This window comes from Pseudoduganella guangdongensis, from assembly GCF_009857475.1.
GTDB lineage: Bacteria > Pseudomonadota > Gammaproteobacteria > Burkholderiales > Burkholderiaceae_D > Rugamonas > Rugamonas guangdongensis.
Genome location: NZ_WWCJ01000003.1, coordinates 25,871 through 50,733, shown reverse-complemented (window position 1 = coordinate 50,733; position 24,863 = coordinate 25,871). Strand labels below are relative to the sequence as shown.

The window sequence follows — 24,863 nt, the reverse complement described above, 5'->3', positions numbered from 1 at the left end:
GGCAATGACGACCACTCTTCTGGAATTGAACTCTTGCGATGCGGCTGAATTTGTTGAGCATCTGCGGGGGATTTACGAGCATTCGCCCTGGATTCCGGAACGGGCGGCGGGGCGGCGGCCGTTTGCTTCGCTGGCGGCGCTGAAGCTGGCTTTGCAGGCGGTTGTTGCCAATGCCAGCGAGGCGGAACAGCTTGGGCTGATCCGGGCCCATCCTGAATTGGCGGGCAAGGCGGCCGTCGCGGGACAATTGACGGCGGAATCGACCAGCGAGCAGGCCAAGTCAGGCCTGAACCTGTGCAGCGCGCAGGAGTTTGCGCGGCTGCACCAATTGAACGCGGATTACAACGCAAAGTTCGGCTTCCCTTTCATCCTGGCGGTGAAGGGTCCGACGGGACAGGGGCTGACGCGCGAGGCCGTCATCGCGACCTTTGCGCGCCGCCTGAAAAACCAGCGTACGGATGAAATGGCGGAATGCCTGCGCCAGATCCATCGCATCGCTGAAATACGCTTGAATGACCTGCTGGACGTGCAGCTGGCCTTCGGCCCGCAAATCATGCAGTGGTCGGAAGACCTGGCACAGTGGAGCGATGAGCCGGACGCGCTTACCTGCGCCTACATGACCGATGCGCACCGCGCCACCGCCGCGCAGCTTCTTTCGTGGATGCGCGCTGCCGGCATGCAGGCTGACATCGATGCGGTGGGCAACGTCACCGGCCGCTACCTGTCCGATGCGCCGGGCGCCAAGACCATCGTCACCGGCTCGCATTACGACACGGTGCGCAACGGCGGCAAGTACGATGGCCGCCTCGGCATCCTGCTGCCGATCGCCGTGGTGCGCCACCTGCGCGACAAGGGCGAGGCGCTGCCCTTCCACCTGGAGGTGATCGGCTTCGCGGAAGAAGAAGGGGTGCGCTTCCGCAGTACCTTCCTGGGCAGTAACGCCGTCACCGGCAACTTCGACATGGCGTTGCTCGATGCGCTCGACGCGGACGGCACCAGCATGCGCGCGGCGCTGGCGGCGGCGGGCCACGACCCGGCCGCCATCCCCGCCATTGCACGGCGACGCGAGGATATCGCGGCCTATGTCGAAGTCCATATCGAGCAGGGCCCGGTGCTGCTGGAGCGCGGCCTGCCGGTCGGTGTCGTGACGGCCATTGCCGGCAGCTCGCGCTTCCTGGTCGAGCTGCAGGGTGTGGCCAGCCATGCGGGCACCACGCCTATGCATATGCGTAAGGATGCTGCTGCGGCAGCGGCGGAGATCGTGCTGCTGGTCGAGCAGCGCTGCGCCCAGGGCGAAGCTTTAGTCGGCACCGTGGGACAGTTGCAGGTGCCAGGCGGCTCGGTCAATGTGATCCCCGGCGCCTGCCAGCTCTCGCTCGACATCCGCGCGGCCGACGATGCGGTGCGCGAAGCGGCCGTGCGCGATGTGCTGGATGGCCTGGCCGCCATCTGCGCGCGCCGCGCCATCGAGTTCAAAGTGGAGAAAATCGTGGAAGCCCGGGCGGCGCCTTGCGCGCCTTGGCTGATGCAGCAACTGGGTGATGCCGTGCAGCGCGCCGGCCTGCCGCGCTTCGACCTACTGTCCGGCGCCGGTCATGACGCCATGGCGATGGCGGCGCTGGCCGATGTGGCGATGCTGTTCACGCGCTGCGGCAACGGCGGCATCAGCCACAATCCGCTGGAGACGATGACTGCCGATGACGCGGAAGTCGCAGCCCAGGTGCTGCTCGACTTCCTGCGCAACTTCGCTACTTCTTACGCGCCAGCTCCCTGATATCGGCGTTAGTGATCTCGACCTCTTCGCCGCCGTTGGCGGCGTCGATGATCTTCTCGGCGATCATTTCATTGGCCGGTGCCAGGACGCTGAAGTGCGTCTTGCCTGCCACTTCGCGGAAGCGGATCGCTGGGTTCAGGTTCTTCTGGCGCATGGTATGCAGGTCTTCCACATTGCCGCCGACCGCGCCTTCCAGTACATACATGTCGCTGCGCACCGCATCCAGCCACAGGATCGGCGCGCGGCGCTTGATCTCCTCGATGTTCTTCAAGTCGTAGTAGTTGTAGTTCGCGCCGTAGTAGCTGGCCGACGCCACCGGGCCGAAGGCGAAGATGGCGCGGAACTTGTTGGTGCTGGCACCCACCAGCATCGCGAGCGTGCCGCCGGTGCTATGACCGCCCAGGTAGATGCGCTGGGGGTCGACGTGCGGCAGGCTGGCGAGATAATCCGCCGCTGCGATCACATCGTCCACTTCGCCGTAGAAGCCTTCGCGCTGGCCCGGATTATCGTTCCCGCCGCGCAGGCTAGGCAGCATCAGCACCAGCCCCTTCCTGCGGTAGGCGGCTGCACTCTGGTCGTTCTCGCGCGGCTTCGGCGTCCACATCTCGTCCAGCGAGTTGCTGTCGCCGCCGGTGATCCAGATAATGGCAGGGTACTTGCCCTTGCCTTCCGGCTTAGGCGTAATGTACGCCGCCAGCGCGCCCACCGGGGACTTGTACTGCACCCGTTCGAACACGCCTGCTGGCGGCGCGGGAATGGCGGGATACTTCTCGCCCTGGCGGATGATCTTGGTGGTAAAACCCTGGCGCGCCTGCACCAGGGCCGATTCCTGCGCAGGCTGGGCATTCGCGTGGGAAGCCAGCTGCAGTAGGCAGGCCAGCGGCAAGGCGAGGACGAGTTGCTTGAATTTCATGAAAAAGGCGGATTCTAACCCGCATCGTCCAGCAACTGCTACACCTTGCGATTCAATCGTGCGAGGATCTCTTCATTGTGCTGGCCCACGGCGGGAACCGCATTCGGCACCACCGGCGCGGGTGTGCCGCTGAAGCGCGGCGCCGCATTGGCCTGCAATACCCCGTCCGTCGAATACGTGCCGCGCGCCTGCAAATGCGGATGGCGCGCCGCTTCGGACGGCGCCAGCACCGGCGCAAAGCAGGCATCGCTGCCTTCCAGCAGCGCGCACCACTCGTCGCGCGTGCGCATGGCAAACAGTTCGGCGAAAGCGGCGCGCTGCAGCGGCCATTGTCCCGCCGCATGCTGGGCGGCGAAGCGGCGGTCGCCGGCCAGGCCGAGTTTTTCCAGCAGCAGCTGGTAGAACTTGGCCTCCAGCGCGCCGATTGTGATATCGCGCCCATCCTTGCAGCGGTAGGTGTTGAACCAGTGCGGCCCGTCCAGTACCGAGGCGGCGCGCTGCTCGCGCATCAGTCCCGTCGCCGTCAGGTCGAGCAAGAGGTTCATCATATGCGCAGAACCATCAACGATGGCGGCATCGACCACCTGCCCTTTGCCGCCGCCGCGCGCGTGCAGGATGGCTGACACGATGCCCAGCGCGAGATAGAGCGCACCGCCGCCAAGGTCGCCCACCAGCGTTGGCGGCGCGACCGGCGGTACATCGCCCGCGCCCGCATAATGCAGGGCGCCGGACAGCGCGATGTAGTTGTTGTCGTGCCCTGCCGCCTGCGCCAACGGCCCTTGCTGGCCCCAGCCCGTCATGCGGCCGTATGCAAGGCGCGGATTGCGCGCCAGGCATACATCCGGCCCCAGGCCGAGCCGCTCCATGGCGCCCGGCCGCATGCCTTCGATCAGGCCGTCGGCGTCCTCGATCAGGGCCAGCACGGTATCGACCGCCCCGGGCGCTTTCAGGTCCAGCGCCAGCGAACGTTTGCCGCGGCGCAGGATGCCCGCCGTCGGGATTTCCGCCGCACCGGGACGCTCGACCACGATCACCTCCGCGCCCAAATCCGCCAGCAGCATGCCGCAGAAAGGTCCCGGACCGATGCCCGCTATCTCCACAATCCTGACGCCGGACAGCACACCCATATCAACGCTCCGTGTAATAAGCGGCGCCGCTGGCCGCCATGGCCTTCAGCTGCGCCGGTGGGGCGAAACGCTCACCATGCGCCGCCGCCAGCCTTTCGCACTGCGCCACAAAAGCTGCGGCGCCGGCATTGTCGATCATGCTCAAAGGGCCACCCCGGAAGGGCGGGAAACCCCAGGCGAGGATGGCACCGACATCGGCGTCGCGTGCGGAGCGCAGCACGCCTTCATCCATGCAGCGCGCCGTTTCCACCGCCTGCACGACGATGAGGCGTTCGACCACGGCTGCCACGTCGGGCTGCACGGCGGCGCGCGGGAACAGCCCTGCCAGGCCGCCCCACAAGGACTTCTTGCCATCGTCGGGATAGTCGTAGAAGCCCTTGCCGGCCTTCTTGCCGATGCGGCCCAGTTCCACCATGCGCGCGGCAACTTGGTGGCCGGGGCGCGCTCTATAGGCTTCGCCCAGGTCGATGCGGGTCTGGCGGTCGATCTTCCAGATCAATTCTGAGGAAACTTCGTCAGTCAGCGCCAGCGGGCCGACCGGCATGCCGGCTTGCAGGCCGGCGTTTTCGATCAGCGCAGGCGACACGCCTTCCGCCAGCAGCGCCAGCCCCTCCAGCACATAGGTCGAGAACACGCGGCTGGTGTAGAAGCCGCGCGCATCGTTGACCACAATCGGCGCCATGCCCAGCGCACGCACCAGGTCCATCGAGCGCGCCAGCGTCGCATCGGAAGTCTGCTTGCCAACGATGATCTCCACAATCGCCATGCGGTCCACCGGCGAGAAGAAATGCAGGCCGATGAAGTTGGCCGGGCGCGCGCTGGCTTCCGCCAGGCCGCTGATCGGTAGCGTGGAAGTATTGGAAGCGAAGATCGCTTCGGCCGCCAGCACCGCCTCCGCGCGGCGCGTCACGTCGGCCTTGATGGCACGGTCCTCGAACACCGCCTCCACCACGATCTCCGCGCCGGCCAGCAGCGCGAAGTCGGTGGTTGGCGTAATGCGCGCCAGCAGCGCTTCCGCCTTCTCCGGCGTGACCTGGCCGCGCTTTTGTTGCTTCGCCAGCAGACCAGCCGAGTAGGCCTTGCCGCGTTCCGCCGCCTCCTGCGCGGTATCGACCAGCACCACGTCGATGCCCGCCTTGGCGGCGACATAGGCGATGCCCGCCCCCATCATGCCCGCGCCCAGCACGCCGATCTTGCTGTACTTCTGCTGCGGCACGCCCGCCGGGCGCGCGGCCAGCTTGTTCGCCTCGTTCATGCTGAAGAACAGCGTGCGGATCATATTCTTCGCTTCCGGCGACAGCACGGTTTGCACGAAGTAGCGCGCCTCCGTCATCAAGCCGGTATCGATATCCGTGATCAGGCCTTCGTACACGCAGGACAGGATATTGCGCGGCGCCGGGTAATTGCCGAAGGTCTTGGCGCGCAGCATGGCATTCGCCGCCATGAAGACTTGCTGCACGGCTGGCGCAGAGACAGCGCCGCCCGGAATCTTGAAGCCCTTGACGTCCCACGGCTGCTGCGCGCCGCCGGCGGCGATAGCCCCCTCCAGCCACGCGCGCGCGGCAGCCAGCTCGCTGCCTGCCGGGACGACTTCATTCAGGATGCCCAGCTCGCGCGCGGCGGCGGCAGTCAGGCGCTTGCCCTCCAACAGCAGCGGCAGCGATTTCTGGATGCCGACAAGGCGCGGCAAGCGCTGCGTACCGCCGCCGCCCGGCAGCAGGCCAAGCGTCACTTCCGGGAAGCCGAACCGCGCTTTCGGATTATCGGCCGCCACGCGGTAATGCCCGCACAGCGCCACTTCCAGGCCGCCACCCAGGGTCACGCCCGGCAGCGCCATGGCGACCGGCTTGCCGCAAGTCTCCAGCTTGCGCAGCGCGCGGTCGAGGCGCACCACGCGTTCGAATAACGCTTCCGCCGTCTTGGCGGACAGCAGCCACTCCAGGTCGCCGCCCGCGATGAAGTCAGGCTTGGCGGACGTCATCAGCACGCCCTTCACGGCGCTGTCGCCTACCACACGTTCCACCAGCTCGCACAGTACGGCGCAGCTTTCCTCGTTCAGCACATTCTGGCTGCGCCCCGGCATATTCCAGCTCAGGGTAGCGATGCCGTGGGAATCCAGGCTGTAATCAATCATTGTCCGTCTCCCTTAAATGCGCTCGATGATGGTGGCGGTGCCCATGCCCGCACCCACGCACAGCGTGGCCAGGCCGGTTTGCAGGTTGCGGCGTTCCAGCTCGTCCAGCAGGGTGCCGAGGATCATGGCCCCGGTGGCGCCCAGCGGGTGGCCCATGGCGATGGCGCCGCCGTTCACGTTCATCTTGTCGTGCGGGACGTTCATCACTTCCATAAAGCGCAGCACCACGGAGGCGAACGCCTCGTTCAGCTCATACAAGTCGATATCGGACGCCTTCATGCCGGCGCGCTTCAGCGCCTTTTCGGCGGCGTAGCTTGGGCCGGTCAGCATGATCGACGGCTCGCTGCCGATGGAGGCGAAGGAGCGGATGCGCGCGCGCGGCTTCAGCCCGGCGCGTTCGCCCGCCTCGCGGGTGCCGATCAGCACCGCTGCCGCGCCGTCCACAATGCCGGAGCTGTTGCCGGCGTGGTGCACGTGCTGCATGCGTTCGATCTCAGGATAGCGCTGGGTGATCACCGCGTCGAAACCGAAGTTGGCCCCCATCTCGGCGAACGATGCCTTCAAGGCGCCCAGCGATTCAACGCTGGTCTCGGGACGCACCATTTCATCGCGCGCCAGGATCGTCAGGCCGTTGCGGTCCAGCACCGGCACCACGGAGCGCGCGAAGCGGCCTTCCTGCCAGGCACGGTGCGCACGCTGTTGCGATTCCACCGCGTAGGCATCCACATCGCGCCGGCTGTAGCCCCAGATGGTGGCGATAGCATCCGCCGAAATACCCTGCGGGACGAAATAGGAGTCGAATGCGCTTTGCGGATCGACCGGCCAGGCGCCGCCGGAGGAGCCCATCGGCACGCGCGACATGGCCTCCACGCCGCCGCCCACCACCATATCGGACTGGCCGGACAGGACCTGCGCCGCCGCCATATTGCACGCCTCCAGCCCGGAAGCGCAGAAGCGGTTGATCTGCACGCCCGCCACGGATTCGGCATAGCCGGAGGCCAGTGCCGCCACGCGGCCGATGCAGGCACCCTGCTCGCCCACCGGCTCCACGCAACCCAGCACCACGTCGTCGATGATCGCGCTGTCGAAATGATTGCGGCCGACCAGCGCGCGCAGCGCGGTTTCCGCCAGGCGCAGCGGCGTTACGCCATGCAGTGAACCATCCTTCTTGCCCTTGCCGCGCGGGGTGCGCACGGCGTCAAAGATATACGCTTCCAAGCTGTTCTCCTTACAGGGTACGGCTGATCAGTTCTTTCATGATTTCATTGGTGCCGCCATACACGCGCTGCACGCGTGCGTCGGCCCAGGCGCGGGTGATCGGGTATTCCCACATATAGCCATAGCCGCCGTGCAGCTGCACGCACTTGTCGAGCACACGGAATTGCATCTCGGTGGTCCAGTACTTGGCCATGGAGGCGGTGGCGGCGTCCAGCTTATCTTCCAGCAGCAGCTCCATGCAACGGTCCACGAACACGCGGCACATCTGCACTTCCGTCTTGATCTCGGCCAGCGCGTGGGCGATGGTCTGAAACTCGGCGATCGGGCGCTTGAATGCCTTGCGGTCGCGCGTGTACTGCACCGTCCATTCCAGGCCGGATTCGGCGGCCTGCACCGCCATGATGGCGATCTGCATGCGCTCCCAAGGCAGTTCCTGCATCAGGTACTTGAAGCCGGCGCCCTCCTCGCCCAACAGGTTTTGCGCCGGCACGCGCACGTTCTCGAAGAACAGCTCGGACGTATCCTGCGCCTTCATGCCGGCCTTCTTCAGGCGCTTGCCTTTGCTGAAGCCGGCCATCGAGGTGTCCACCACGAACAGGCTGATGCCTTTGGCGCCCGCGCTCGGATCGGTCTTGGCGACCACGATCACGCAGTCGGCATTCCAGCCGTTGGTGATGAAGGTCTTGGAACCGTTCAGCACATAGTGCTCGCCGTCGCGGATCGCGGTGGTGGTCACGCCCTGCAGGTCGGAGCCGGTGCCCGGCTCGGTCATGGCGATGGCGCCGATCATTTCGCCGGTCGCCAGTTTGGGGATGTAATGCGATTTCAGGTACTCGCTGCCGTAATGCAGGATGTAGGGCGCCACGATTTCCGAGTGCAGCATGAAGCCGGGGCCGGAGGCGCCGACGCGCGCCTGTTCCTCGATCAGCACCATGCTGTAGCGGCGGTCCACGCCCACCCCGCCGTATTGCTCCGGCATGGTCGGGCACAGGAAGCCCGCAGCGCCGGCTTTCTGCCAGGCGTCGCGGTCCACATAGCCCTGCTCTTCCCAGCGCTCGTGGTGCGGGGCGATTTCGGTTTCCATGAAACGGCGCGCGGATTCGCGCAGCATCTCGTGTTCTTCGGTGAATAAAGTGCGAGGGATCATCGGGCAAAGTCTCCGTATTTTGTTATAGGTCAACTGACCTAGATGGTATCGGTCAGTTGACCGATTTGTCAATCGAACGGATAATCCGCGCTGTATGCGAAAAAAGACAGACACGCCCCTGCAGGCAAAGGATTCCAACACCACCACCAAGGGCTATGAGCGCGCCAGCGCCATCCTGGAAGCGGCGCGCTTGTTGCTGGCGCGCGACGGCTATGCGGCACTGGCCATGCGCAGCGTGGCGCAGCAGGTGGGCGTCAGCTTGTCCACCGTGCAGCACTACTACCCGAGCCGCGATGCCCTGATCGAAGCGCTGCTGGAGCAGACCTTCGCGCGCTACCAGGCCGGCATCGACGAGCGCGTTGCCGCCGCCGGCAGCGGGCCGCGCGTGGAATTATTCGAATCGATTATTGATTACTTCCTGGCCGACTTGCGCGACCAGGTATCGAGCGGCTTGTTCTTCGAGATCGCCGCGCTGGCCAACCGCCATCCGGTGGCCACCAAGCTGTTCGACACCATGATGACGCGCGCCCGCAAAACGCTGCGCAACCTGATCCACGAGATCGATCCCGACCTGTCGATGGCCCAGTGCGAAATCCGCGGCACGCTGATCGTGGCGCAGATGCTGGGCACCATGCTGTTCATCTCCGAAACGCGCCCACAGCACAAGGAACTGGCCGACCTGGCGCACGAGGCGACCGTCGCCATCACCCGCCTCGCATTCGGCCGCTGACCCCGAATTTCATACGACGCCGGCGCGCTCCAGCATGGCGTGCAGCAGCACGTTGCAACCCGCTTCCAGGTGCTCCTTCTTCGCGTCTTCGATTTCGTTGTGGCTGATGCCGTCCTTGCAGGGGACGAAGATCATGCCGGCGGGGGCGACGCGGGCGGCGTAGATCGCGTCATGCCCGGCGCCGGAGACCACGTCCATCGTGGAGTAGCCCAGCTTCTCGGTGGCCTTGCGCACGGCGCCGACGCAATCCGGGTGGAACGGGCATGGCGGGTAGTACGACACGCGTTCGATCTTGATCGGCAGGCCGGTGTCGGCGGAAGTCTTGTCGACGAAGGCGAGGATCTCTTCGTGCATCTTGTTCAGCAGTTCGTCGTTCACGTTGCGCAGGTCGATGCTGAATTTGACCTGGCCGGGAATCACGTTGCGGCTGTTGGGGAAGACCTGCATCATGCCGACCGTGCCGCGCCCGTACGGCGGGTAGCGGTTGGCGATGGCAACCACCTCGGGGATGATCCGGGCGGCGACCTGCATGGCGTCTTTGCGCAGGTGCATGGGCGTGGGGCCGGCGTGGGCTTCCATCCCGCTCACGGTGCAGTCGTACCAGGACAGGCCCATCACGGCGGGCACCACGCCGATCACTTTGTCGGCATCTTCCAGCACGGGGCCTTGTTCGATATGGGTTTCGAAGTAGGCGCCGATCGGGTGCTGGCCGGGGACCTGGTCGCCCTTGTAGCCGATGCGTTCCAGCTCTTCGCCGACGGTCTTGCCTTCGGTGTCTTTGGCGGCGTAGGCGTGTTCCAGGGTGAAGGCGCCGCAGAAGACGCCCGAGCCCATCATCACGGGGACAAAGCGGGAGCCTTCTTCGTTGGTCCAGAACGCGACCTCAATGGGGGCTTTGGTGCGGATGCCGCGGTCGTTCAGGGTGCGGACGACTTCGATGCCGGCTAGTACGCCGTAGTTGCCGTCGAACTTGCCGCCGGTGGGCTGGGTGTCGATGTGGCTGCCGGTCATGATGGGGGGCAGCGTGTTGTCTTCGCCGTCGCGGCGCATGAAGACATTGCCGATCTGGTCGATGGTGATCGAGAGGCCGGCGTCGCGTGCCCAACTGGTGACCAGGTCGCGGCCTTGTTTGTCGAGGTCGGTCAGGGTCAGGCGCTTGACGCCGCCTTTTTCGGTGGCGCCGATTTTGGCCAGTTCCATCAGCGAGTCCCAGAGGCGGTCGCTGTTGATTCTCAGGTCGCTCATGATTTGCTCCTTTGTCTTATTTGAACCGGGTCGCCGTTCAGGGCGCAGTCGGTACAAATGCGGGGCGGTCGATGTGGCGCCCAGCGCCTTCAACCGCCCGCAATTCGCCACGGTGGAACACAACCTTCCCCGCCGCTACCGTGGTGCTTGGAATGCCTTTGACTGTGCGTCCTTCGAACACATTAAACCCGCCCTTGGCAAACTGCGTTTTGGCGGAGATGGTACGGCTACCCGCAGGGTCCCACACCACGATATCGGCATCCGAGCCAGCAGCGATCACACCTTTGCGCGGATAAATATTGAAGATCTGCGCCGCATTGGCAGACGTCACCCGGACAAACTCGGACGGCGTCAGCTTGCCGCTGTTGACACCTTCATCCCAGATCACGGCCATGCGGTCTTCCACCCCGCCGCATCCGTTCGGGATCTTGGTGAAGTCGTTGCGGCCGGCCGCCTTCTGTTCGGCGCAGAAGGTGCAGTGGTCGGTCGCGGTGGTATGCAGGTTTCCGCCCTGAAGGCCTTGCCACAGCGCCTTCTGATGCTCGCGGCTGCGGAACGGCGGACTCATAACATGCCCCGCCGCGAAGTCAAAATCGGGATGGTCGTACACGCTGTCATCCACAATCAGGTGCCCCGCCAGCGCCTCGCCATACACACGCTGACCTGCGGCGCGTGCACGGGTGATCGCGTCCAGCGACTCCTTGCACGACACGTGCACGATATACAGCGGCGTCTTGAGCACATTCGCAATGGCGATGGCGCGGTTGGCCGCCTCCGCCTCCACGGCGGGAGGGCGCGACAACGGGTGCGCGCGCGGCCCGGTGATCCCTTGCCGCAGCAAATCCTGCTGCAACTGGTACACCAGCTCACCATTCTCGGCATGCACGGTAGGAATCGCGCCCAGCTCCAGCGCGCGGCGGAAGCTCTTCACCAGCGTTTCATCGTCCGCCATGATCGCGTTCTTGTACGCCATGAAGTGCTTGAAGCTGTTCACGCCATGCTTGCGCACCAGCGTGCCCATATCCTCATGCACCTGCTCCGACCACCACGTGATCGCCACGTGGAAGGTATAGTCGCCAGCCGCCTTCTCCGCCCAGCCGCGCCACTGGTGGTAGGCCTCCAGCAGCGGTTGCTGCGGGTTGGGGATGACGAAGTCGATAATCGTGGTATTGCCGCCGGCCAGGCCGGCAGCGGTACCGGTGAAGAAATCGTCCTGCGTGACCGTGCCCATGAACGGCAGGTTCATATGCGTATGCGGGTCGATCCCGCCCGGCATCACGTACTGGCCGCCGGCATCCACGATCTCGGCGCCCGCGGGCGCGGCGAGCCCCGGCCCCACGGCCACGATCTTGTCGCCCTCGCACAGCACGTCGGCGCGGAAAGCACGGTCCGCGTTCACTACAGTCCCGCCACGAATCAGTGTTGCCATGGTTATGCCTTCTCCGGAATTGGCGGCTGCGCGGCCTTGGCCGCCCTGCCCTTCATCATGATCCCGTACACCAGCGCCGCAATGGCGATGCCGACGAACCACGCGTACGTATAAATCAGTTTGAAGCCTTCGCCCACGTCGCCGAACGATGCGGGGAAAGCGGCGTTGAGGAAGCCCGGCACATTCGGCCCGACGCCCAGCGCAAAGGCCAGCAACGCCGCCGAGTTCCAGCCGTTGGTGTAGCTGTATTCGCCCTGCTCGTCGTACAGCGCGCCGACATTCAGCTCCGTCTTGCGGATCAGGTAGTAGTCGACGATCAGCACACCAGCAATCGGCCCCAGCAGCGCGGAGTAGCCGATCAGCCAGGTGAAGATGTATCCCTGCGTGGTTTCCAGCAGCTTCCACGGCATCATCGCCAGCGCGATGGCGGCGGTGATATAGCCGCCGGTGCGGTAGGAGATGTGCTTGGGCGACAGCGCGGAAAAGTCATACGCCGGACCGACCAGGTTGGCCGCCAGGTTGACCGACACCGTGTCGATCAGCAGGATAATCAGCGCCACCAGCACCGCCACGCCGGTCATGCGGCTGGCCAGGTCCACCGGGTCCCAAATTGCCTTGCCATACAAGACCACCGTGGCGGAAGTAACGATCACCGCCAGCGCGGCCAGCAGGCCCATAGGCACCGGCAGGCCGATCGACTGCCCCAGCACCTGGTCGCGCTGCGTCTTGGCGAAGCGGGTGAAGTCGGGGATATTCAGCGCCAGCGTGGCCCAGAAGCCGATCATCGCCGTCAGCGAAGGCCAGAACGTCGGCCAGAACTGGCCCGCCTTCTTGCCGCCTTCCACGAACTGCGAAGGCTGGTCCAGCAGCGGACCGAAGCCGCCGGCCTTCTGGTACACCCAATACAGCAGCACGAAGCAGATCAGGATTTTCAGCGGCGCGGTATACGTCTCCAGCTTGCGGATCGCGTCCATGCCGTGCACGATGTACCAGAACTGAATCGCCCAGAACGCCAGGAAGCACAGTAACTGTGCGCCGTTGATGCCCAGGCCGCTGATCTTGGCGCCGCCGATCTCGCCGCCCATCATCACGCCCAGCAGCGTATAGATCATCTGCCCGCCGAACCAGGTCTGTATACCGTACCAGCCGCAGGCCACAATGGCGCGCATCAGCGCCGGCAGCCTGGCGCCCTGCGTGCCGAACGAAGCACGCGCCAGCACCGCATACGGAATGCCGTACTTGGTGCCCGCATGGCCGATCAGCAGCATAGGCAGCAGAACAATGGTATTGGCGAGGAAGACGGTCAGCACCGCCTGCCCCGCCGACATGCCGCCTTCAATCAGGCTGGCAGCCAGCGTGTAGGCGGGGATGCACATGACCATCCCAACCCAGAGTGCAGCGAAGTGATACCAGCGCCAGGTGCGCTGCGATTCATTGGTCGGGGCCAGGTCTTCGTTCCACAGCTGGGAGTTGTCGCTCATGCAGTCTCCTTGATTTCGGCGCGAGGATTACGCGGATCCTGCGTCCAGTTCATATAAGGTTTGCCCGTTGGGACTGCGACCATCGTAATACAACCTTGCACCGGACAGGTGATCTCGCACAGGTTGCAGCCGACGCATTCCTCCTCGTTGACCTTGTAGGTGCGGGTGCCGGTGGCCTCGTCCACCAATTGGAAGATGGACTGGTGCGAGGTGTCCTCGCAGGCCACATAACAGCGGCCGCATTTGATGCAGTCGTCCTGGCTGATATGGGCGATGGACTTGTAGTTCATGTCCAGGTACTTCCAGTCGGTCGTGTTGGCGACCGCCTTACCCATGAAGTCGTCCAGCGTCTCGTAACCCTTGCTGTCCATCCAGCGCGACAGGCCGTCCTTCATTTCCTGCACGATGCGGAAGCCGTGCAGCATGGCGGCGGTGCACACCTGCACGCAGCCCGCGCCGAGGGCGATAAACTCCGCCGCGTCTTTCCAGTTGCCGATACCGCCGATGCCGGAAATCGGCAGGCCGCGTGTTTCGGGATCGCGTGCAATCTCGGCCACCATATTCAGCGCCACCGGCTTCACCGCAGGTCCGCAATAGCCGCCGTGGGTGCTGGCGCCGCCCACATTGGGGAATGCCACCATCTTGTCCAGGTCGAGCGAGGTGATGGAGTTGATGGTATTAATCAGCGACACCGCATCCGCGCCGCCCGCCTTGGCCGCGCGCGCCGGGCGGCGGATGTCGGTGATGTTCGGCGTCAGCTTCACGATCACCGGCAGCCTGGTGTGCTTCTTGCACCACGCGGTGACCTGCTCCACGTACTCCGGCACCTGGCCGACAGCGGAACCCATGCCGCGCTCCGGCATGCCGTGCGGGCAGCCAAAATTCAGTTCGATGCCGTCCGCCCCGGTGGCCTCCACCTTGGGCAGGATGGCGGCCCACGCCGCCTCCTCGCAAGGCAGCATCAGCGACACCACAATGGCACGGTCCGGCCAGGCCTTCTTCACGGCGGTGATTTCCTGCAGGTTCAGTTCCAGCGAACGGTCGGTAATCAGCTCGATATTGTTAAAGCCGATCACTTCGCGGTTCTTGCCATAGATGGCCGAGTAGCGCGAGGACACATTGACCGCCGGCGGATCCTCGCCCAGCGTTTTCCAGACCACGCCGCCCCATCCCGCCTCGAAAGCGCGGATCACGTTGTAGGCTTTGTCGGTCGGCGGTGCGGAGGCAAGCCAGAATGGGTTGGGTGCCTTGATGCCGCAGAAGTTGATGCTCAGGTCGGCCATTATGCTGCCCCCTTCTTCGATTGGATGTCGGAATGGATCGCCATGGCGGCGCGCTTGCCGTGCTCCACCGCCTGCACGGTCAAGTCCTGGCCCGGCGCAGCGCAATCGCCGCCCGCGTAAATACCCGGCAGCACGGTGCGGAAATGGTCATCCACATGGATCTTGTCGCCGTCGCGCTTCAGCAGCGCGGCCAGCGGATCGGCCAGTGCGGCCGGCTCCATCGCCTGGCCAATAGCCTTGAAGATGGCGTCAGCCTGCAGCTCGAAAGTGATGCCCGTTCCCACCAGGCGCGTGCCGTCCAGCACCGTGCGTTCGAAGCGCATGCCGCGCACGCGGCCCGCCTCGTCCAGCAGCACTTGCTGCGGCTGGGCCCAAGTCTGCATGCGCACCTGGTTGGCCTTGGCGATGTCCTGCTCGTGGTGGGTGGCGCTCATGGCGTCGAAGCCACGGCGGTAGACCATGGTCACTTCCTCCGCGCCCAGGCGCTGGATCTGCACCGCCATATCGATTGCCGTGTTGCCGGCGCCAATCACGATCGCCCGGCGCGGCACCGGCAGCTTGCTCAGGTCATCGGCCTGGCGCAGCTCGGCGATGTAGTCGACCGCCGCCATCAAGCCTGGCGCGTCCTCGCCGGTCAGGCCCAGCGCGCGGCTGGCGCCCAGGCCCAGACCCAGGAAGACCGCGTCGTACTGCGCGTGCAGGTCTTTGAGGTGCAGGTTGTCGCCCAGCTTCTGGCCATGGCGCACCTCGATGCCGCCGATCCCCAGCAGAAAGTCCACTTCCTTCTGCGCGAAATTGTCGGTCAACTTGTACTTGGCGATGCCGTATTCGTTCAGTCCGCCCGATTTCTCATGCGCCTCAAAGACCACCACATCGTTGCCCAGCATGGCCAGGCGGTGCGCGCACGACAGGCCGGCCGGGCCGGCGCCGACCACCGCGACCTTCTTGCCGGTGCTGGCGGCGCGCTGGAACGGGTGGCCGTCCAGCGTGGCGTGGTCCAGGGCGTAGCGTTGCAGCAGGCCGATTTTCACCGGCTGCCCTTCGGCGTCGTGGTTGCGCACGCAGGCATCCTCGCACAGGATCTCGGTCGGGCAGACGCGCGAGCAGCTGCCGCCCAGGATATTCTGTTCCAGGATGGTGACGGCGGCGCCGTTCACGTTCTTCTCGTGGATATTGCGGATGAAGCTCGCCACGTCGATGCCGGTCGGGCAGATGCGCGTACACGGCGCGTCGTAGCAATACAGGCAGCGCGAACTTTCAATCGCCGCCTGGCGCGCGTTCAGCGGCGGCGCCAGGTCGGTGAAATGACCGGCCAGCTCTTCGTTCGTGGCTTTCGGCTGCGGTATGTATTTGAGTGACTCGATCATTGGGTTCCTTCCTCACTTCATCTGGGGGAATGCAAATTGCGCGCCAGCGCTTGCAGTGTTTGGCCAGCGCTCCATCACGGCCTTGTGGCGGGTGTAGAAACGCACACCTTCCGGGCCATACGCGTGGTGGTCGCCGAACAGGCTGCGCTTCCAGCCGCCAAAACTATTGAACGCCATCGGCACCGGCAACGGCACGTTCACGCCCACCATGCCGACCTGGATCTGGCGCACAAACTCGCGCGCCACGCCGCCGTCGCGCGTGAACACCGCCACGCCGTTGCCATACTCGTTCTTATTGATCAGTTCTACGGCGGAGCCGATGTCCGGCAGGCGCACCATGCACAGCACCGGCCCGAAAATCTCTTCCTTGTAGATCGTCATGTCCGGCGTCACGTGGTCGAACAAGGTGCCGCCGATGAAGAAGCCGTTCGGGCGGTCGGCCACCTTATAGTCGCGGCCATCCACCACCAGGGTCGCGCCCTGCTCCACGCCCTCGCCAATCAGGCGCTCGATGCGCTGCTTGGCGGCGGCAGTGACGACCGGCCCCATTTCGGCCTCCGCCGCCATGCCGTCGCGCACTTTCAGTGCAGCCGTGCGCTCTTTCAGTGCGCCCAGCAGCTTGTCGCCCGCATCGCCCACCGCAGCCACAACGGAGATCGCCATGCAGCGCTCGCCCGCCGAACCGAAGGCGGCGCCCATCAAGGCATCTACCGCCATGTCCATGTCGGCGTCCGGCATCACCACCATGTGGTTCTTGGCGCCGCCCAGCGCCTGCACCCGCTTGCCGTGCTGCGAGCCGCGCGAGTAGATGTACTCCGCAATCGGCGTGGAGCCGACAAAGCTCACCGCCTGCACCAGCGGATGGTCGAGCAGCGCATCCACCGCCACCTTGTCGCCCTGCACCACGTTGAAGACGCCGTCCGGCAGGCCGGCTTCCTTCAACAGCCGCGCATGCAGCAGCGACGGTGACGGGTCGCGCTCGGATGGTTTGAGGATGAAGGTATTGCCGCAGGCGATAGCGATGGGGAACATCCACATCGGCACCATCACCGGGAAGTTGAACGGCGTGATGCCGGCCACCACGCCAAGCGGCATGCGCATCGACCAGGCATCGATACCGCGCGCGATCTGGTCGGTGTACTCGCCTTTCATCATCTGCGGAATGCCGACCGCGAATTCCACCATCTCGATTCCGCGCGCCACTTCACCCTTGGCGTCGGCGAACGTCTTGCCATGTTCGCGCGTCAGCATCGCCGCGAATTCGTCGGTATGCTGGTGGCACAGTTCAAGATACTTGAACAGCACCCGCGCCCGTGTCAGCGGCGGCGTGTTCGACCAGGATGGAAAGGCTGCATCGGCGGCGCGCACGGCGGCGTCGACCGCCTCCGCCGTGGCCAGTGCCACGCGCGCCACCGGTTCGCCCAGCGCGGGATTGAACACATCGCCATAGCGCCCGCTGGCCGTATCGACCTTGGCGCCATTGATAAAGTGGGTAATAGTATCGAGATTGCTCATAAAAGACTCTGTGGATTAGGCCAGCAGGGATTCCGCCGGCGCATAGGTATAGCCAAGGTCGTTCGCCACCGCTTCATAGGTGACGTTCCCCTGGCAGACATTGAGCCCGTTGCGCAGGTGCGGGTTGGCCTTCATGGCCTTGGCCCAGCCCTTGTCGGCCAGCGCAACGGCGTGGCCGATGGTGGCGTTGTTCAGCGCAAAGGTGGAGGTGCGCGCCACCGCGCCCGGCATATTCGCGACGCAGTAGTGCACCACGCCGTCCACCACGAAGGTCGGGTTCTCGTGGGTGGTGGCGTGCGAGGTTTCGAAGCAGCCGCCCTGGTCGATCGCCACGTCCACCACCACCGCCCCCGGTTTCATGCGCGCCACCATGCTGCGCGTGACCAGCTTGGGTGCGGCGGCCCCCGGCACCAGCACGCCGCCGATCACCAGGTCGGCATCGGTCACGGCATCGTCGATGGTGTGGGCGTTGGAATACATGGTCTGGATGCGGTTGCCGTACACCAGGTCGAGCTGGCGCAGGCGATCGACGTTCTTATCGAGCACGGTGACGCGGGCGCCCATGCCGACCGCGATCTGCATGGCATTGGTGCCGACCACGCCGGCACCAATAATGACCACGTGGCCGGGCGCGACGCCAGGCACGCCGCCCAGCAGCAGACCCATGCCGCCCTTGGATTTTTCAAGGTGGGCTGCGCCAGCCTGGATCGACATGCGGCCGGCCACTTCGCTCATTGGCGCGAGCAGGGGCAGGCCGCCGTTCGGGCCGGTGATGGTTTCGTAGGCGATGCAGACGGCGCCGGATTTGACCAGGGCTTTGGTTTGCTCGGGGTCGGGGGCCAGGTGCAAATAGGTATACAGGATCTGGTCCGCGCGCAGCATGGCGCATTCCTGTGGCTGGGGCTCTTTTACTTTGACGATCATTTCGGCCTTGGCGAAGATTTCCTCCGCCGTGGCGATGATTGTGGCGCCGGAGCCCACGTACATTTCGTCGGTCAGACCGATTGCAGCGCCCGCGTTGTGTTGCACCAGGACCTGGTGCCCGCGGAGTGTCAGTTCCTTGACGCTGGCCGGGGTAAGGCCAACGCGCGATTCCTGATTCTTGATCTCTTTCGGTACGCCTACCAACATGGTTGTCTCCTCTGTTTTTTTAAACCCGGTAAACCGGGGTCTGACCCATAGGGTCAGACCCCGTCTGCTCGTCTGCCGCTGGTGTTGGGTCCAGGTCTTTGGCTTTCGACGAACGTCAATAACTTAAACCCAACCCCGTAGCGTTAGTTCAGACCCCGGTTTACCGGTTTACTCAAGCGTCATCAAAACCTTCCCAATCTTCCCAAACAGCTCATCGATATGCTTCCTCTCAAACGTCAGCGGCGGCGACAGCGCAATGATGTCGCCCGTCACGCGAATCAGCACCCCGTCCGCAAACGCCTTCTTGAACGCAGCAAACGCCCGCGCCCCCGGCGCACCAGCACGTGGCGCCAGCTCAATCCCAGCCACCAGCCCGATAGTGCGAATATCAATCACATGCGGCAGTCCCTTGAGCGAATGCACCGCATCCTCCCAATACGGCTGGATCTCCTTGGCCCGATCCAGCAGCTTCTGCTCCTGGAACACCTCCAGCGTCGCCAGCGACGCCGCGCACGCCACCGGATGCCCGGTATAGGTATAGCCATGGAACAGCTCAATCCCCGGCGGGGCCTCCATGAACGCATCGTGGATGAACTTCTTGCTGAACACCGCCCCCATCGGGATCGTGCCGTTGGTCAGCCCTTTGGCCGTGGTCATCATGTCCGGCTCAACGTCGAAATAATCCGTCGCAAACGGCGTGGTCAAGCGGCCAAAGCCCGTAATCACCTCGTCGAAGATCAGCAGGATGCCGTGCTTGGTACACAGCTCGCGCAGGCGCTTCAGGTAGCCTTTAGGCGGCACCAGCACGCCAGTCGATCCCGCCACCGGCTCCACGATCACCGCAGCAATGGTGGACGCGTCATGCAGCGCAACGATGCGCTCCAGTTCATCCGCCAGGTGGGTGCCATACTCAGGCTCGCCACGGCTATAGGCATTCTTCTCGATATTGTGCGTGTGCGGCAGGTGGTCAACGCCCGGCAGCATCACGCCATATGGCTTGCGGTTGCCCGCGATACCGCCGACGGAAATACCGCCAAAGCCCACGCCGTGGTAGGCGCGCTCACGGCCGATCAGGCGCGTGCGCGATGCCTCGCCGCGCGCCTTGTGGTAGGCCAGCGCGATCTTCAGCGCGGTGTCCACCGCTTCGGAACCGGAGTTGGTGTAGAAGACATGGCCGAAGCGGTGATTGGTGAACTCCATCAGCTTTTCCGCCAGGTCGAAGGCGGCAGGGTGGCCCATCTGGAAAGTGGGCGCGAAGTCGAGCTGGCTGACCATTTCGCTCACTGCCGCCACGATCTTTGGCTGGCGGTGGCCGCAAGGCACGCACCAGAGGCCTGCAGTGCCGTCCAGCACCGAGTTGCCGTCCACGTCCTTGTAATAGACGCCCTCTGCGGAAACCAGCAGGCGCGGATTGGCCTTGAAGTCGCGGTTGTTGGTGAACGGCATCCAGAATGACGACAGCGATTGAGGCCGGGCTTCGTTCATTGCTATCTCCTGTTTTTACGACACTCAAAAAACTTTACCAGTTGGCAAAATCATGATGCAATAATAGACAGCAAGTTAACTATGGCACATATACACGCACGCGGAAACGCTCCAACCGTACAGGTAGCAAAAACAGTACAGTTCTAGAGACGAAAATGGACGACAGCGACAGCCCCACCCCTACCTGGCCCGTGCTCGCCCTCGAGCGCGCGCGCAAGGGCAGCCTGGTAGAGAAAATCGTGGACGCGATCAGCGCCATGGTGGCCAGCCGCGAGCTGCGGGTCGGCACCAAGATGCCCTCGGTACGCCAATTCGCGAAGTGTAATGGCATCAGCACCTTTACAGTTGTCGAGGCTTACGACCGCCTGGTCACGCTCGGACTGTTGTCATCGCGCCGCGGTTCCGGCTATTTTGTTGCACGCCACGACGTCCCCGCCCTGCTCGCCGCGCCCGCCATGGTGGCCGGCCCGGCAGCGGTCGATGCGCTCACCCCCGAACTGTATTCCGGCGCCTCCGAAGCGCTGCCGGTCGGCGCCGGCTGGCTGCCGCCCGAATGGTACGGCGAAGACACCATCCTCGACGCCGTGCGGCACGCCATGCGCATTCCCGCCAACCGCCTGCGCGGCTATGGCCACCCGCTCGGCTTCCCGGGCCTGCGCCAGCACATGGCCGGCACGCTCAGCGAAGAACTGTTCGCCGTCGAATCCGAACAGATCCTGCTAACGCACGGCGCCACCCACGCCTTCGACCTGATCCTGCGCACGCTGACCAAACCGGGCGACACCGTCTTCATCGAAGACCCCGGCTACAGCAACCTGCTGTCGCTGATCCGCCACCACGGCTGCCACGCCATCGGCATCCCGCGCGGCGAACACGGGCTGGATATGGACTTCCTCGCCGCCCAGGCCAAGGAAAACCAGCCCAAGCTCATGTTCGTCAACACGGTGCTGCAGAATCCATTGGGCACCAGCCTGTCGCAAGCCCAGGCCCACCGCCTGCTCGGCTTTGCCGAACAATTCGATTTCTGGCTGGTGGAGGACGACATTTACCGCGAACTCACTGCACGCGGCGAGGCATCGCTGGCGGCGATGGACGGCTTGCGCCGCGTGATCCGCGTCGGCAGCTTCTCCAAGACCCTGTCGCCGGTACTGCGCGTCGGCTCGATCTGCGCCTCGGCCTCGCTGCTGCCGGAACTGGTGCGGGTCAAGATGCTGGCCGGCCTCACCACCTCCGAGGTGAACGAGCGCGCCGTCTACCACGCCATCACCGCCCGCCCCTACAAGCGCATGGTGGAACGCTTGGTGGCGCAGCTCGCGGAAGGCCGCGAACGCACCATCGACTTGCTGGCCACCGCCGGCATGGCGCCGGTGGCAAAACCACGCGGCGGCATGTTCGTCAGCGCCGGCTGGCAGCAAGCGCCGACGCCCGAATTCAACGGCAAGACCGTGGCCGACCAGGCGCTGAAAGCAGGCATCCTGCTCGCGCCCTGCGAATTTTTCCAGCTGCGCCCGCCCGCCACGCTGTGGTTCCGTTTCAACGTCGCCTATTCAGACAGCCCGCAGTTACGCAACTTCCTGCAGGCCATAAGGAGAGAACATGGCATCAGCTAAACTGCGCCGCGAAATGAACCGCGACCGGCTGGAAGCCGACGTCGTGGCCGAAGCCGTGCGCGTATTCGCCGCGAACGGCTACGAAGGCGCCTCCGTCGCCGCCATCGCGGAGAATGTCGGGCTATCCAAGCAAAACCTGATGTACTACTTCCCCAGCAAGCAGGCGCTCTACCAGCGCGTGCTGGACGACGTGCTTGATGAGTGGCTGGCGCGCATGGCGAATATTGCAGAGCAGGACGGCGAACCCGCCGATGTGCTGCGCGCCTACATTCGCGCCAAGCTGGCCTTCTCGCGCGAACATCCGCTGGCGTCGCGCGTGTATGCGATGGAAGTGATCAGCGGCGCGCCCGTATATGGCGAAAAGATCCGCGAACGCGTGGTGCCGCTGGTGCGCAAGGATATCGACGTCTTCAAACGCTGGATCGCTGAAGGCCGCATCGCCCCCGTCAACGCCACCCACCTGCTGTTCGCGATCTGGGCGATGACCCAATCCTACGCCGACTTCTCAACGCAAATGAAGCTGGTGCTCGGCCGCGGGGAGCTGGCCGCGCAGGATTTCCACGAGGCCGAGGACACGATCACACGCATGGTCCTCGCCGCCATCCAGCGCTAGCCTGCCGGCGGCGCCGCGCGGGCCGCGAGCAGCAGATCGGACACGCCATTGCCATCCTCCGGGAACAGGGCGCTGCCAAACTGCACGACCGCATCGATCTTCTCGCCGTCGGGAAGCAGCACGGACTGCGCCGATGCGGCATGACTGAAGCGCGAGACCTGGCTTTGCACAATGCTGCGCCGCGCCGCCAGGCTCAGGATCACGCCGAACTCATCGCCGCCCAGCCGCGCCAACACGTCGCCCTCGCGGCATTCGGCGGTGAAGCGGCGCGCCAGCTCCGCCATGACCTCCTTGCGCCAGGGCCGCACGCGCGCCACCATCACGCCCACATGGCCGCCGCGCGTGATCGCATCGTCCAGCCGCACGCGCAATTGCTCATAGAAGGAAGAACGGTTGGCCAGGCCGGTTGCCGGGTCCTGCGTCACCTTGCGCTGCAGGACATGCGGGCCCTCCTGCGAGGCATGGAACATCATCGCGGCCGTCATGTCCGTGATCGCCTGCCCTAGCGCCACCTCGTCCTGGTCGAAAGGCCGAGGCTCGCGCCAGGCCAGTTTCAGCACGCCGCCGGCGTGTTCGCCGAACAGCAGCGGCAAGATCGCCATCGAACGCAGGCCCACGCGGCGGCAAGCCTCGCGGTTGACCCGCTCATCGGTTTCGGAATCAGCGCAGACGGCAGCCTGGCGCGTGGTCAGCACGTGGCCCGACAAGCTGCCCTTGATCTGCATGCGCAAGCCGAGCTGCGGCTCGGCCAGGCCGCAGGCGGCGCGGTACACCACTTCGCTGCCTTCGACCAGTTCAATCACGGCGCCGTCGGCGCCGGTCAGCTGCGCGGCCTTCAGCACCGCGCAATCCATCAAATTGCCAAACGATGGGCCCACCCGCGCCAGTTCCAGCTGCGCGTCGATGATGGCCACGAGCTTGGACGGGGGAAGATCGAGACGGTCGCTCATGGCATGCTCCTGGTCTCTACTTACTGCATAACTTCAGGTTGTGGAAGGTGGCCTTGGCGGTGCCGGCATACGCCTCGTAGTCGAGCGGCGCCAATTCTTCCTCCACCGCTTTCAGCGTCTTCATTTCAGCGGCCAGCGTCTGGGCCAGCGTGGCGCGGCAGGCAGCCGGCTGCTTCATATGATACTGCGTTAGCGCCAGGTCGTTGCGCGCGCGGTCCAGCTCCATCCAGTGCTGCAGGTGGCCGCAGGCCATATACCACTTGTTCAGGGTGTCATACGCCTGCTGGTAGCTCTTCGCCTTGTAGAGCGTGAGGAAGGACTCTTTGGACGCCTTGCTGGCAGCCGGCAAACACGCTGCCGGCGGCACCATATAGCGGCCATCAAAGGAGGCGCGGCTGCCGCACATGCCGGCGCAAGCCTCCTCGGACTGCGATGTCACTTCGATCACATTGCCCTTTTGCGCGAACGCGATGCGGCATTCGGGCTGGCCCGGCTCCTGGTCGTCCAGGCGGCCGAATGTGCCATGGATGGTGCCGCCCAGTTCACAGGTGTGCGCGTTGGCGCCAAAGGTGGAGATGGCGAATTTCTTCACGCCTTTGGCGTTGGTGGACAGGGTCAGCGTGCCGCTTCCGCCCTCGCGCTCGTATTCGACTGGCGGGGCAGCGGCAAGCAGCACCAGCAGCAGGACGGCAGAGTCCATCAGATATGCTGGTCTATCAGGATGGGATTGCCATCCGGGTCAACCGCGATAATGTAGGCTGGGCCGCTGCCCGCTTCGTCGGTCCGCGCCGCCAGCACGACACCCTGCTCTTCCAGCTGGCGTTGCAGCTGGCGCACATCGGTATAGCCAGGCACGGTCTGGGCGTTGCTGTCCCAGCCGGGGTTGAAGGTCAGCGTGTTCTTTTCGATCATGCCCTGGAACAAGCCGATGATCTGTTCACCGTCATTTTTCATGATCAGCCAGTTCTGCTCGATGTTCCCGCCAAAATCCTTGAAACCGAACTTCGCGTAAAACTCGCGCGAAGCCTTGATGTCTTTCACGTTCAGGCTCAGGGAAAATACGCCGAGTTGCATGCCGGGCTCCTACGTAAGTGGTGGACATTGCCAATCTATCATTTGCTAGAATGAAAATCCACTGACTAGTGTTGCCACCATGCCCGCCTTCGCACCATTCACCCTGTCCGCCCCGCGCCTGGAGTTACGGTCCTTAGGCCCGGAAGACGCGCCCGCCGTATTCAAGCTGTTCTCCGACCCCGAGGCCATGCGCTACTGGAGCAGCGCGCCCTGGGAGCAGCTGCAGCAGGCGCATGACTACATCGCCTCCACCCTGGCGGGCTACGAAAGCGGCGAGCACCTGCGCATGGGCCTCGACATCGGCGGCCAGCTCGCTGGCGTGATCCACCTGTACGGTTTCAACCGCCAGAACCGGCGTTGCGAAATCGGCTATATGCTGGGCCGCGAGTTTTGGGGCAGGGGCTATATGCAGGAAGGCATGGCGGCCCTGATCGACCACGCTTTCCGCGTGCTGCGCCTGCACCGTATCGAGGCCGATATCGACCCGCGCAACACGGCCTCTGCCAAACTGCTGAAAAGCTTGCATTTTGTGCACGAAGGCCATATGCGCGAGCGCTGGATCATCAACGGCGAGATCTGCGATACCGACTATTTCGGCCTGCTGCGCTCCGACTGGCTGGCGGAGCGCTAGCAATTC

At 64.5% G+C, this 24,863-nt stretch carries 21 protein-coding genes; 5 read left to right on the top strand and 16 right to left on the bottom strand.

The window, feature by feature from the left end; genetic code table 11:
- The first annotated feature begins 4 nt into the window (after positions 1–4).
- Positions 5–1,774 carry an allantoate amidohydrolase gene (locus tag GTP41_RS04630; protein ID WP_161024408.1) on the top strand — a complete coding sequence of 590 codons (1,770 nt, stop codon included), beginning with the start codon at positions 5–7 and terminating at the stop codon, positions 1,772–1,774.
- Here the strand turns inward: GTP41_RS04630 and GTP41_RS04625 are convergent.
- The 5 genes from GTP41_RS04625 to GTP41_RS04605 are packed head-to-tail and all read right to left on the bottom strand — an operon-like array spanning position 1,749 to position 8,313.
- Positions 1,749–2,687 carry an alpha/beta hydrolase family protein gene (locus GTP41_RS04625; protein WP_202419623.1) on the bottom strand — a complete coding sequence of 313 codons (939 nt, stop codon included), beginning with the start codon at positions 2,685–2,687 and terminating at the stop codon, positions 1,749–1,751. The genes GTP41_RS04630 and GTP41_RS04625 overlap by 26 nt on opposite strands.
- A gap of 38 nt (positions 2,688–2,725) precedes the next feature.
- Positions 2,726–3,814, bottom strand: coding sequence for a CaiB/BaiF CoA transferase family protein (locus GTP41_RS04620; protein WP_161024407.1), 1,089 nt, complete (start codon positions 3,812–3,814; stop codon positions 2,726–2,728).
- 1 nt (position 3,815) lies between these two features.
- The gene (locus GTP41_RS04615; RefSeq protein WP_161024406.1) at positions 3,816–5,948 is read right to left on the bottom strand and encodes an FAD-dependent oxidoreductase; all 2,133 of its coding nucleotides are present in this window, start codon (positions 5,946–5,948) and stop codon (positions 3,816–3,818) included.
- A gap of 12 nt (positions 5,949–5,960) precedes the next feature.
- Positions 5,961–7,166, bottom strand: a complete 1,206-nt coding sequence (locus tag GTP41_RS04610) for an acetyl-CoA C-acetyltransferase (RefSeq protein WP_161024405.1) — start codon at positions 7,164–7,166, stop codon at positions 5,961–5,963.
- A gap of 10 nt (positions 7,167–7,176) precedes the next feature.
- Positions 7,177–8,313 (bottom strand): acyl-CoA dehydrogenase family protein, encoded by a 1,137-nt coding sequence (locus GTP41_RS04605; RefSeq protein WP_161024404.1) that lies wholly within the window; start codon positions 8,311–8,313, stop codon positions 7,177–7,179.
- Positions 8,314–8,407: 94 nt separating this feature from the next.
- Here GTP41_RS04605 and GTP41_RS04600 point away from each other — a divergent pair, with 94 nt between their 5' ends.
- Positions 8,408–9,043: a TetR/AcrR family transcriptional regulator gene (locus GTP41_RS04600; RefSeq protein ID WP_161024403.1), complete on the top strand. Its 636-nt coding sequence runs from the start codon at positions 8,408–8,410 to the stop codon at positions 9,041–9,043.
- A gap of 9 nt (positions 9,044–9,052) precedes the next feature.
- Here GTP41_RS04600 and GTP41_RS04595 read toward each other — a convergent pair whose 3' ends face one another.
- From GTP41_RS04595 to aptA, 8 genes are all read right to left on the bottom strand, one after another.
- A complete protein-coding gene (locus tag GTP41_RS04595; protein ID WP_161024402.1) occupies positions 9,053–10,288 on the bottom strand; it encodes a Zn-dependent hydrolase in 1,236 nt (411 codons plus the stop codon).
- 37 nt (positions 10,289–10,325) lie between these two features.
- Positions 10,326–11,717, bottom strand: coding sequence for a dihydropyrimidinase (hydA, locus tag GTP41_RS04590; protein ID WP_161024401.1), 1,392 nt, complete (start codon positions 11,715–11,717; stop codon positions 10,326–10,328).
- A gap of 2 nt (positions 11,718–11,719) precedes the next feature.
- On the bottom strand, positions 11,720–13,198 hold the full coding sequence (locus tag GTP41_RS04585) for an NCS1 family nucleobase:cation symporter-1 (RefSeq protein WP_161024400.1): 1,479 nt from the start codon (positions 13,196–13,198) through the stop codon (positions 11,720–11,722).
- Positions 13,195–14,481: an NAD-dependent dihydropyrimidine dehydrogenase subunit PreA gene (gene preA, locus GTP41_RS04580; RefSeq protein ID WP_161024399.1), complete on the bottom strand. Its 1,287-nt coding sequence runs from the start codon at positions 14,479–14,481 to the stop codon at positions 13,195–13,197. The genes GTP41_RS04585 and preA overlap by 4 nt, the downstream gene beginning before the upstream one ends.
- Complete coding sequence (locus tag GTP41_RS04575) at positions 14,481–15,848, bottom strand: NAD(P)-dependent oxidoreductase (RefSeq protein ID WP_161024398.1); 1,368 nt, start codon at positions 15,846–15,848, stop codon at positions 14,481–14,483. Before GTP41_RS04575 ends, preA begins: the two co-directional genes overlap by 1 nt.
- Before the next feature lie 12 nt (positions 15,849–15,860).
- The gene (locus GTP41_RS04570) at positions 15,861–17,363 is read right to left on the bottom strand and encodes a CoA-acylating methylmalonate-semialdehyde dehydrogenase (RefSeq protein WP_161024397.1); all 1,503 of its coding nucleotides are present in this window, start codon (positions 17,361–17,363) and stop codon (positions 15,861–15,863) included.
- Positions 17,364–17,378: 15 nt separating this feature from the next.
- A complete protein-coding gene (gene ald / locus GTP41_RS04565) occupies positions 17,379–18,494 on the bottom strand; it encodes an alanine dehydrogenase (RefSeq protein ID WP_161024396.1) in 1,116 nt (371 codons plus the stop codon).
- A 168-nt stretch (positions 18,495–18,662) separates the two neighbouring features.
- Positions 18,663–19,979, bottom strand: a complete 1,317-nt coding sequence (aptA, locus tag GTP41_RS04560) for an omega-aminotransferase AptA (RefSeq protein WP_161024395.1) — start codon at positions 19,977–19,979, stop codon at positions 18,663–18,665.
- A gap of 155 nt (positions 19,980–20,134) precedes the next feature.
- Between aptA and GTP41_RS04555 the strand changes: the two genes are divergently transcribed.
- A complete protein-coding gene (locus GTP41_RS04555; protein ID WP_161024394.1) occupies positions 20,135–21,589 on the top strand; it encodes an aminotransferase-like domain-containing protein in 1,455 nt (484 codons plus the stop codon).
- Positions 21,576–22,202, top strand: coding sequence for a TetR/AcrR family transcriptional regulator (locus GTP41_RS04550; RefSeq protein WP_161024393.1), 627 nt, complete (start codon positions 21,576–21,578; stop codon positions 22,200–22,202). Before GTP41_RS04555 ends, GTP41_RS04550 begins: the two co-directional genes overlap by 14 nt.
- On the opposite strand, the gene GTP41_RS04545 is transcribed toward GTP41_RS04550, so the two are convergent.
- Genes GTP41_RS04545 through GTP41_RS04535 form a run of 3 tightly spaced genes read right to left on the bottom strand, consistent with a single transcriptional unit; the run spans position 22,199 to position 24,226 of the window.
- The gene (locus GTP41_RS04545) at positions 22,199–23,152 is read right to left on the bottom strand and encodes a diguanylate cyclase domain-containing protein (RefSeq protein ID WP_161024392.1); all 954 of its coding nucleotides are present in this window, start codon (positions 23,150–23,152) and stop codon (positions 22,199–22,201) included. The genes GTP41_RS04550 and GTP41_RS04545 overlap by 4 nt on opposite strands.
- A 16-nt stretch (positions 23,153–23,168) precedes the next feature.
- Positions 23,169–23,852 (bottom strand): hypothetical protein, encoded by a 684-nt coding sequence (locus tag GTP41_RS04540; protein ID WP_161024391.1) that lies wholly within the window; start codon positions 23,850–23,852, stop codon positions 23,169–23,171.
- Positions 23,852–24,226 (bottom strand): VOC family protein, encoded by a 375-nt coding sequence (locus GTP41_RS04535; protein ID WP_161024390.1) that lies wholly within the window; start codon positions 24,224–24,226, stop codon positions 23,852–23,854. Before GTP41_RS04535 ends, GTP41_RS04540 begins: the two co-directional genes overlap by 1 nt.
- A 79-nt stretch (positions 24,227–24,305) precedes the next feature.
- On the opposite strand from GTP41_RS04535, the gene GTP41_RS04530 reads away from it, so the two are divergent.
- Positions 24,306–24,857 carry a GNAT family N-acetyltransferase gene (locus GTP41_RS04530; protein WP_161024389.1) on the top strand — a complete coding sequence of 184 codons (552 nt, stop codon included), beginning with the start codon at positions 24,306–24,308 and terminating at the stop codon, positions 24,855–24,857.
- Positions 24,858–24,863: the final 6 nt, after the last annotated feature.

Coding starts and splice junctions, on each gene's coding strand:
- GTP41_RS04630 (WP_161024408.1), top strand. CDS start 5: ATGACGACCACTCTTCTGGAATTGAACTCTTGCGATGCGGCTGAATTT.
- GTP41_RS04625 (WP_202419623.1), bottom strand. CDS start 2,687: ATGAAATTCAAGCAACTCGTCCTCGCCTTGCCGCTGGCCTGCCTACTG.
- GTP41_RS04620 (WP_161024407.1), bottom strand. CDS start 3,814: ATGGGTGTGCTGTCCGGCGTCAGGATTGTGGAGATAGCGGGCATCGGT.
- GTP41_RS04615 (WP_161024406.1), bottom strand. CDS start 5,948: ATGATTGATTACAGCCTGGATTCCCACGGCATCGCTACCCTGAGCTGG.
- GTP41_RS04605 (WP_161024404.1), bottom strand. CDS start 8,313: ATGATCCCTCGCACTTTATTCACCGAAGAACACGAGATGCTGCGCGAA.
- GTP41_RS04600 (WP_161024403.1), top strand. CDS start 8,408: ATGCGAAAAAAGACAGACACGCCCCTGCAGGCAAAGGATTCCAACACC.
- GTP41_RS04595 (WP_161024402.1), bottom strand. CDS start 10,288: ATGAGCGACCTGAGAATCAACAGCGACCGCCTCTGGGACTCGCTGATG.
- hydA (WP_161024401.1), bottom strand. CDS start 11,717: ATGGCAACACTGATTCGTGGCGGGACTGTAGTGAACGCGGACCGTGCT.
- GTP41_RS04585 (WP_161024400.1), bottom strand. CDS start 13,198: ATGAGCGACAACTCCCAGCTGTGGAACGAAGACCTGGCCCCGACCAAT.
- preA (WP_161024399.1), bottom strand. CDS start 14,481: ATGGCCGACCTGAGCATCAACTTCTGCGGCATCAAGGCACCCAACCCA.
- GTP41_RS04575 (WP_161024398.1), bottom strand. CDS start 15,848: ATGATCGAGTCACTCAAATACATACCGCAGCCGAAAGCCACGAACGAA.
- GTP41_RS04570 (WP_161024397.1), bottom strand. CDS start 17,363: ATGAGCAATCTCGATACTATTACCCACTTTATCAATGGCGCCAAGGTC.
- ald (WP_161024396.1), bottom strand. CDS start 18,494: ATGTTGGTAGGCGTACCGAAAGAGATCAAGAATCAGGAATCGCGCGTT.
- aptA (WP_161024395.1), bottom strand. CDS start 19,979: ATGAACGAAGCCCGGCCTCAATCGCTGTCGTCATTCTGGATGCCGTTC.
- GTP41_RS04555 (WP_161024394.1), top strand. CDS start 20,135: ATGGACGACAGCGACAGCCCCACCCCTACCTGGCCCGTGCTCGCCCTC.
- GTP41_RS04550 (WP_161024393.1), top strand. CDS start 21,576: ATGGCATCAGCTAAACTGCGCCGCGAAATGAACCGCGACCGGCTGGAA.
- GTP41_RS04545 (WP_161024392.1), bottom strand. CDS start 23,152: ATGAGCGACCGTCTCGATCTTCCCCCGTCCAAGCTCGTGGCCATCATC.
- GTP41_RS04540 (WP_161024391.1), bottom strand. CDS start 23,852: ATGGACTCTGCCGTCCTGCTGCTGGTGCTGCTTGCCGCTGCCCCGCCA.
- GTP41_RS04535 (WP_161024390.1), bottom strand. CDS start 24,226: ATGCAACTCGGCGTATTTTCCCTGAGCCTGAACGTGAAAGACATCAAG.
- GTP41_RS04530 (WP_161024389.1), top strand. CDS start 24,306: ATGCCCGCCTTCGCACCATTCACCCTGTCCGCCCCGCGCCTGGAGTTA.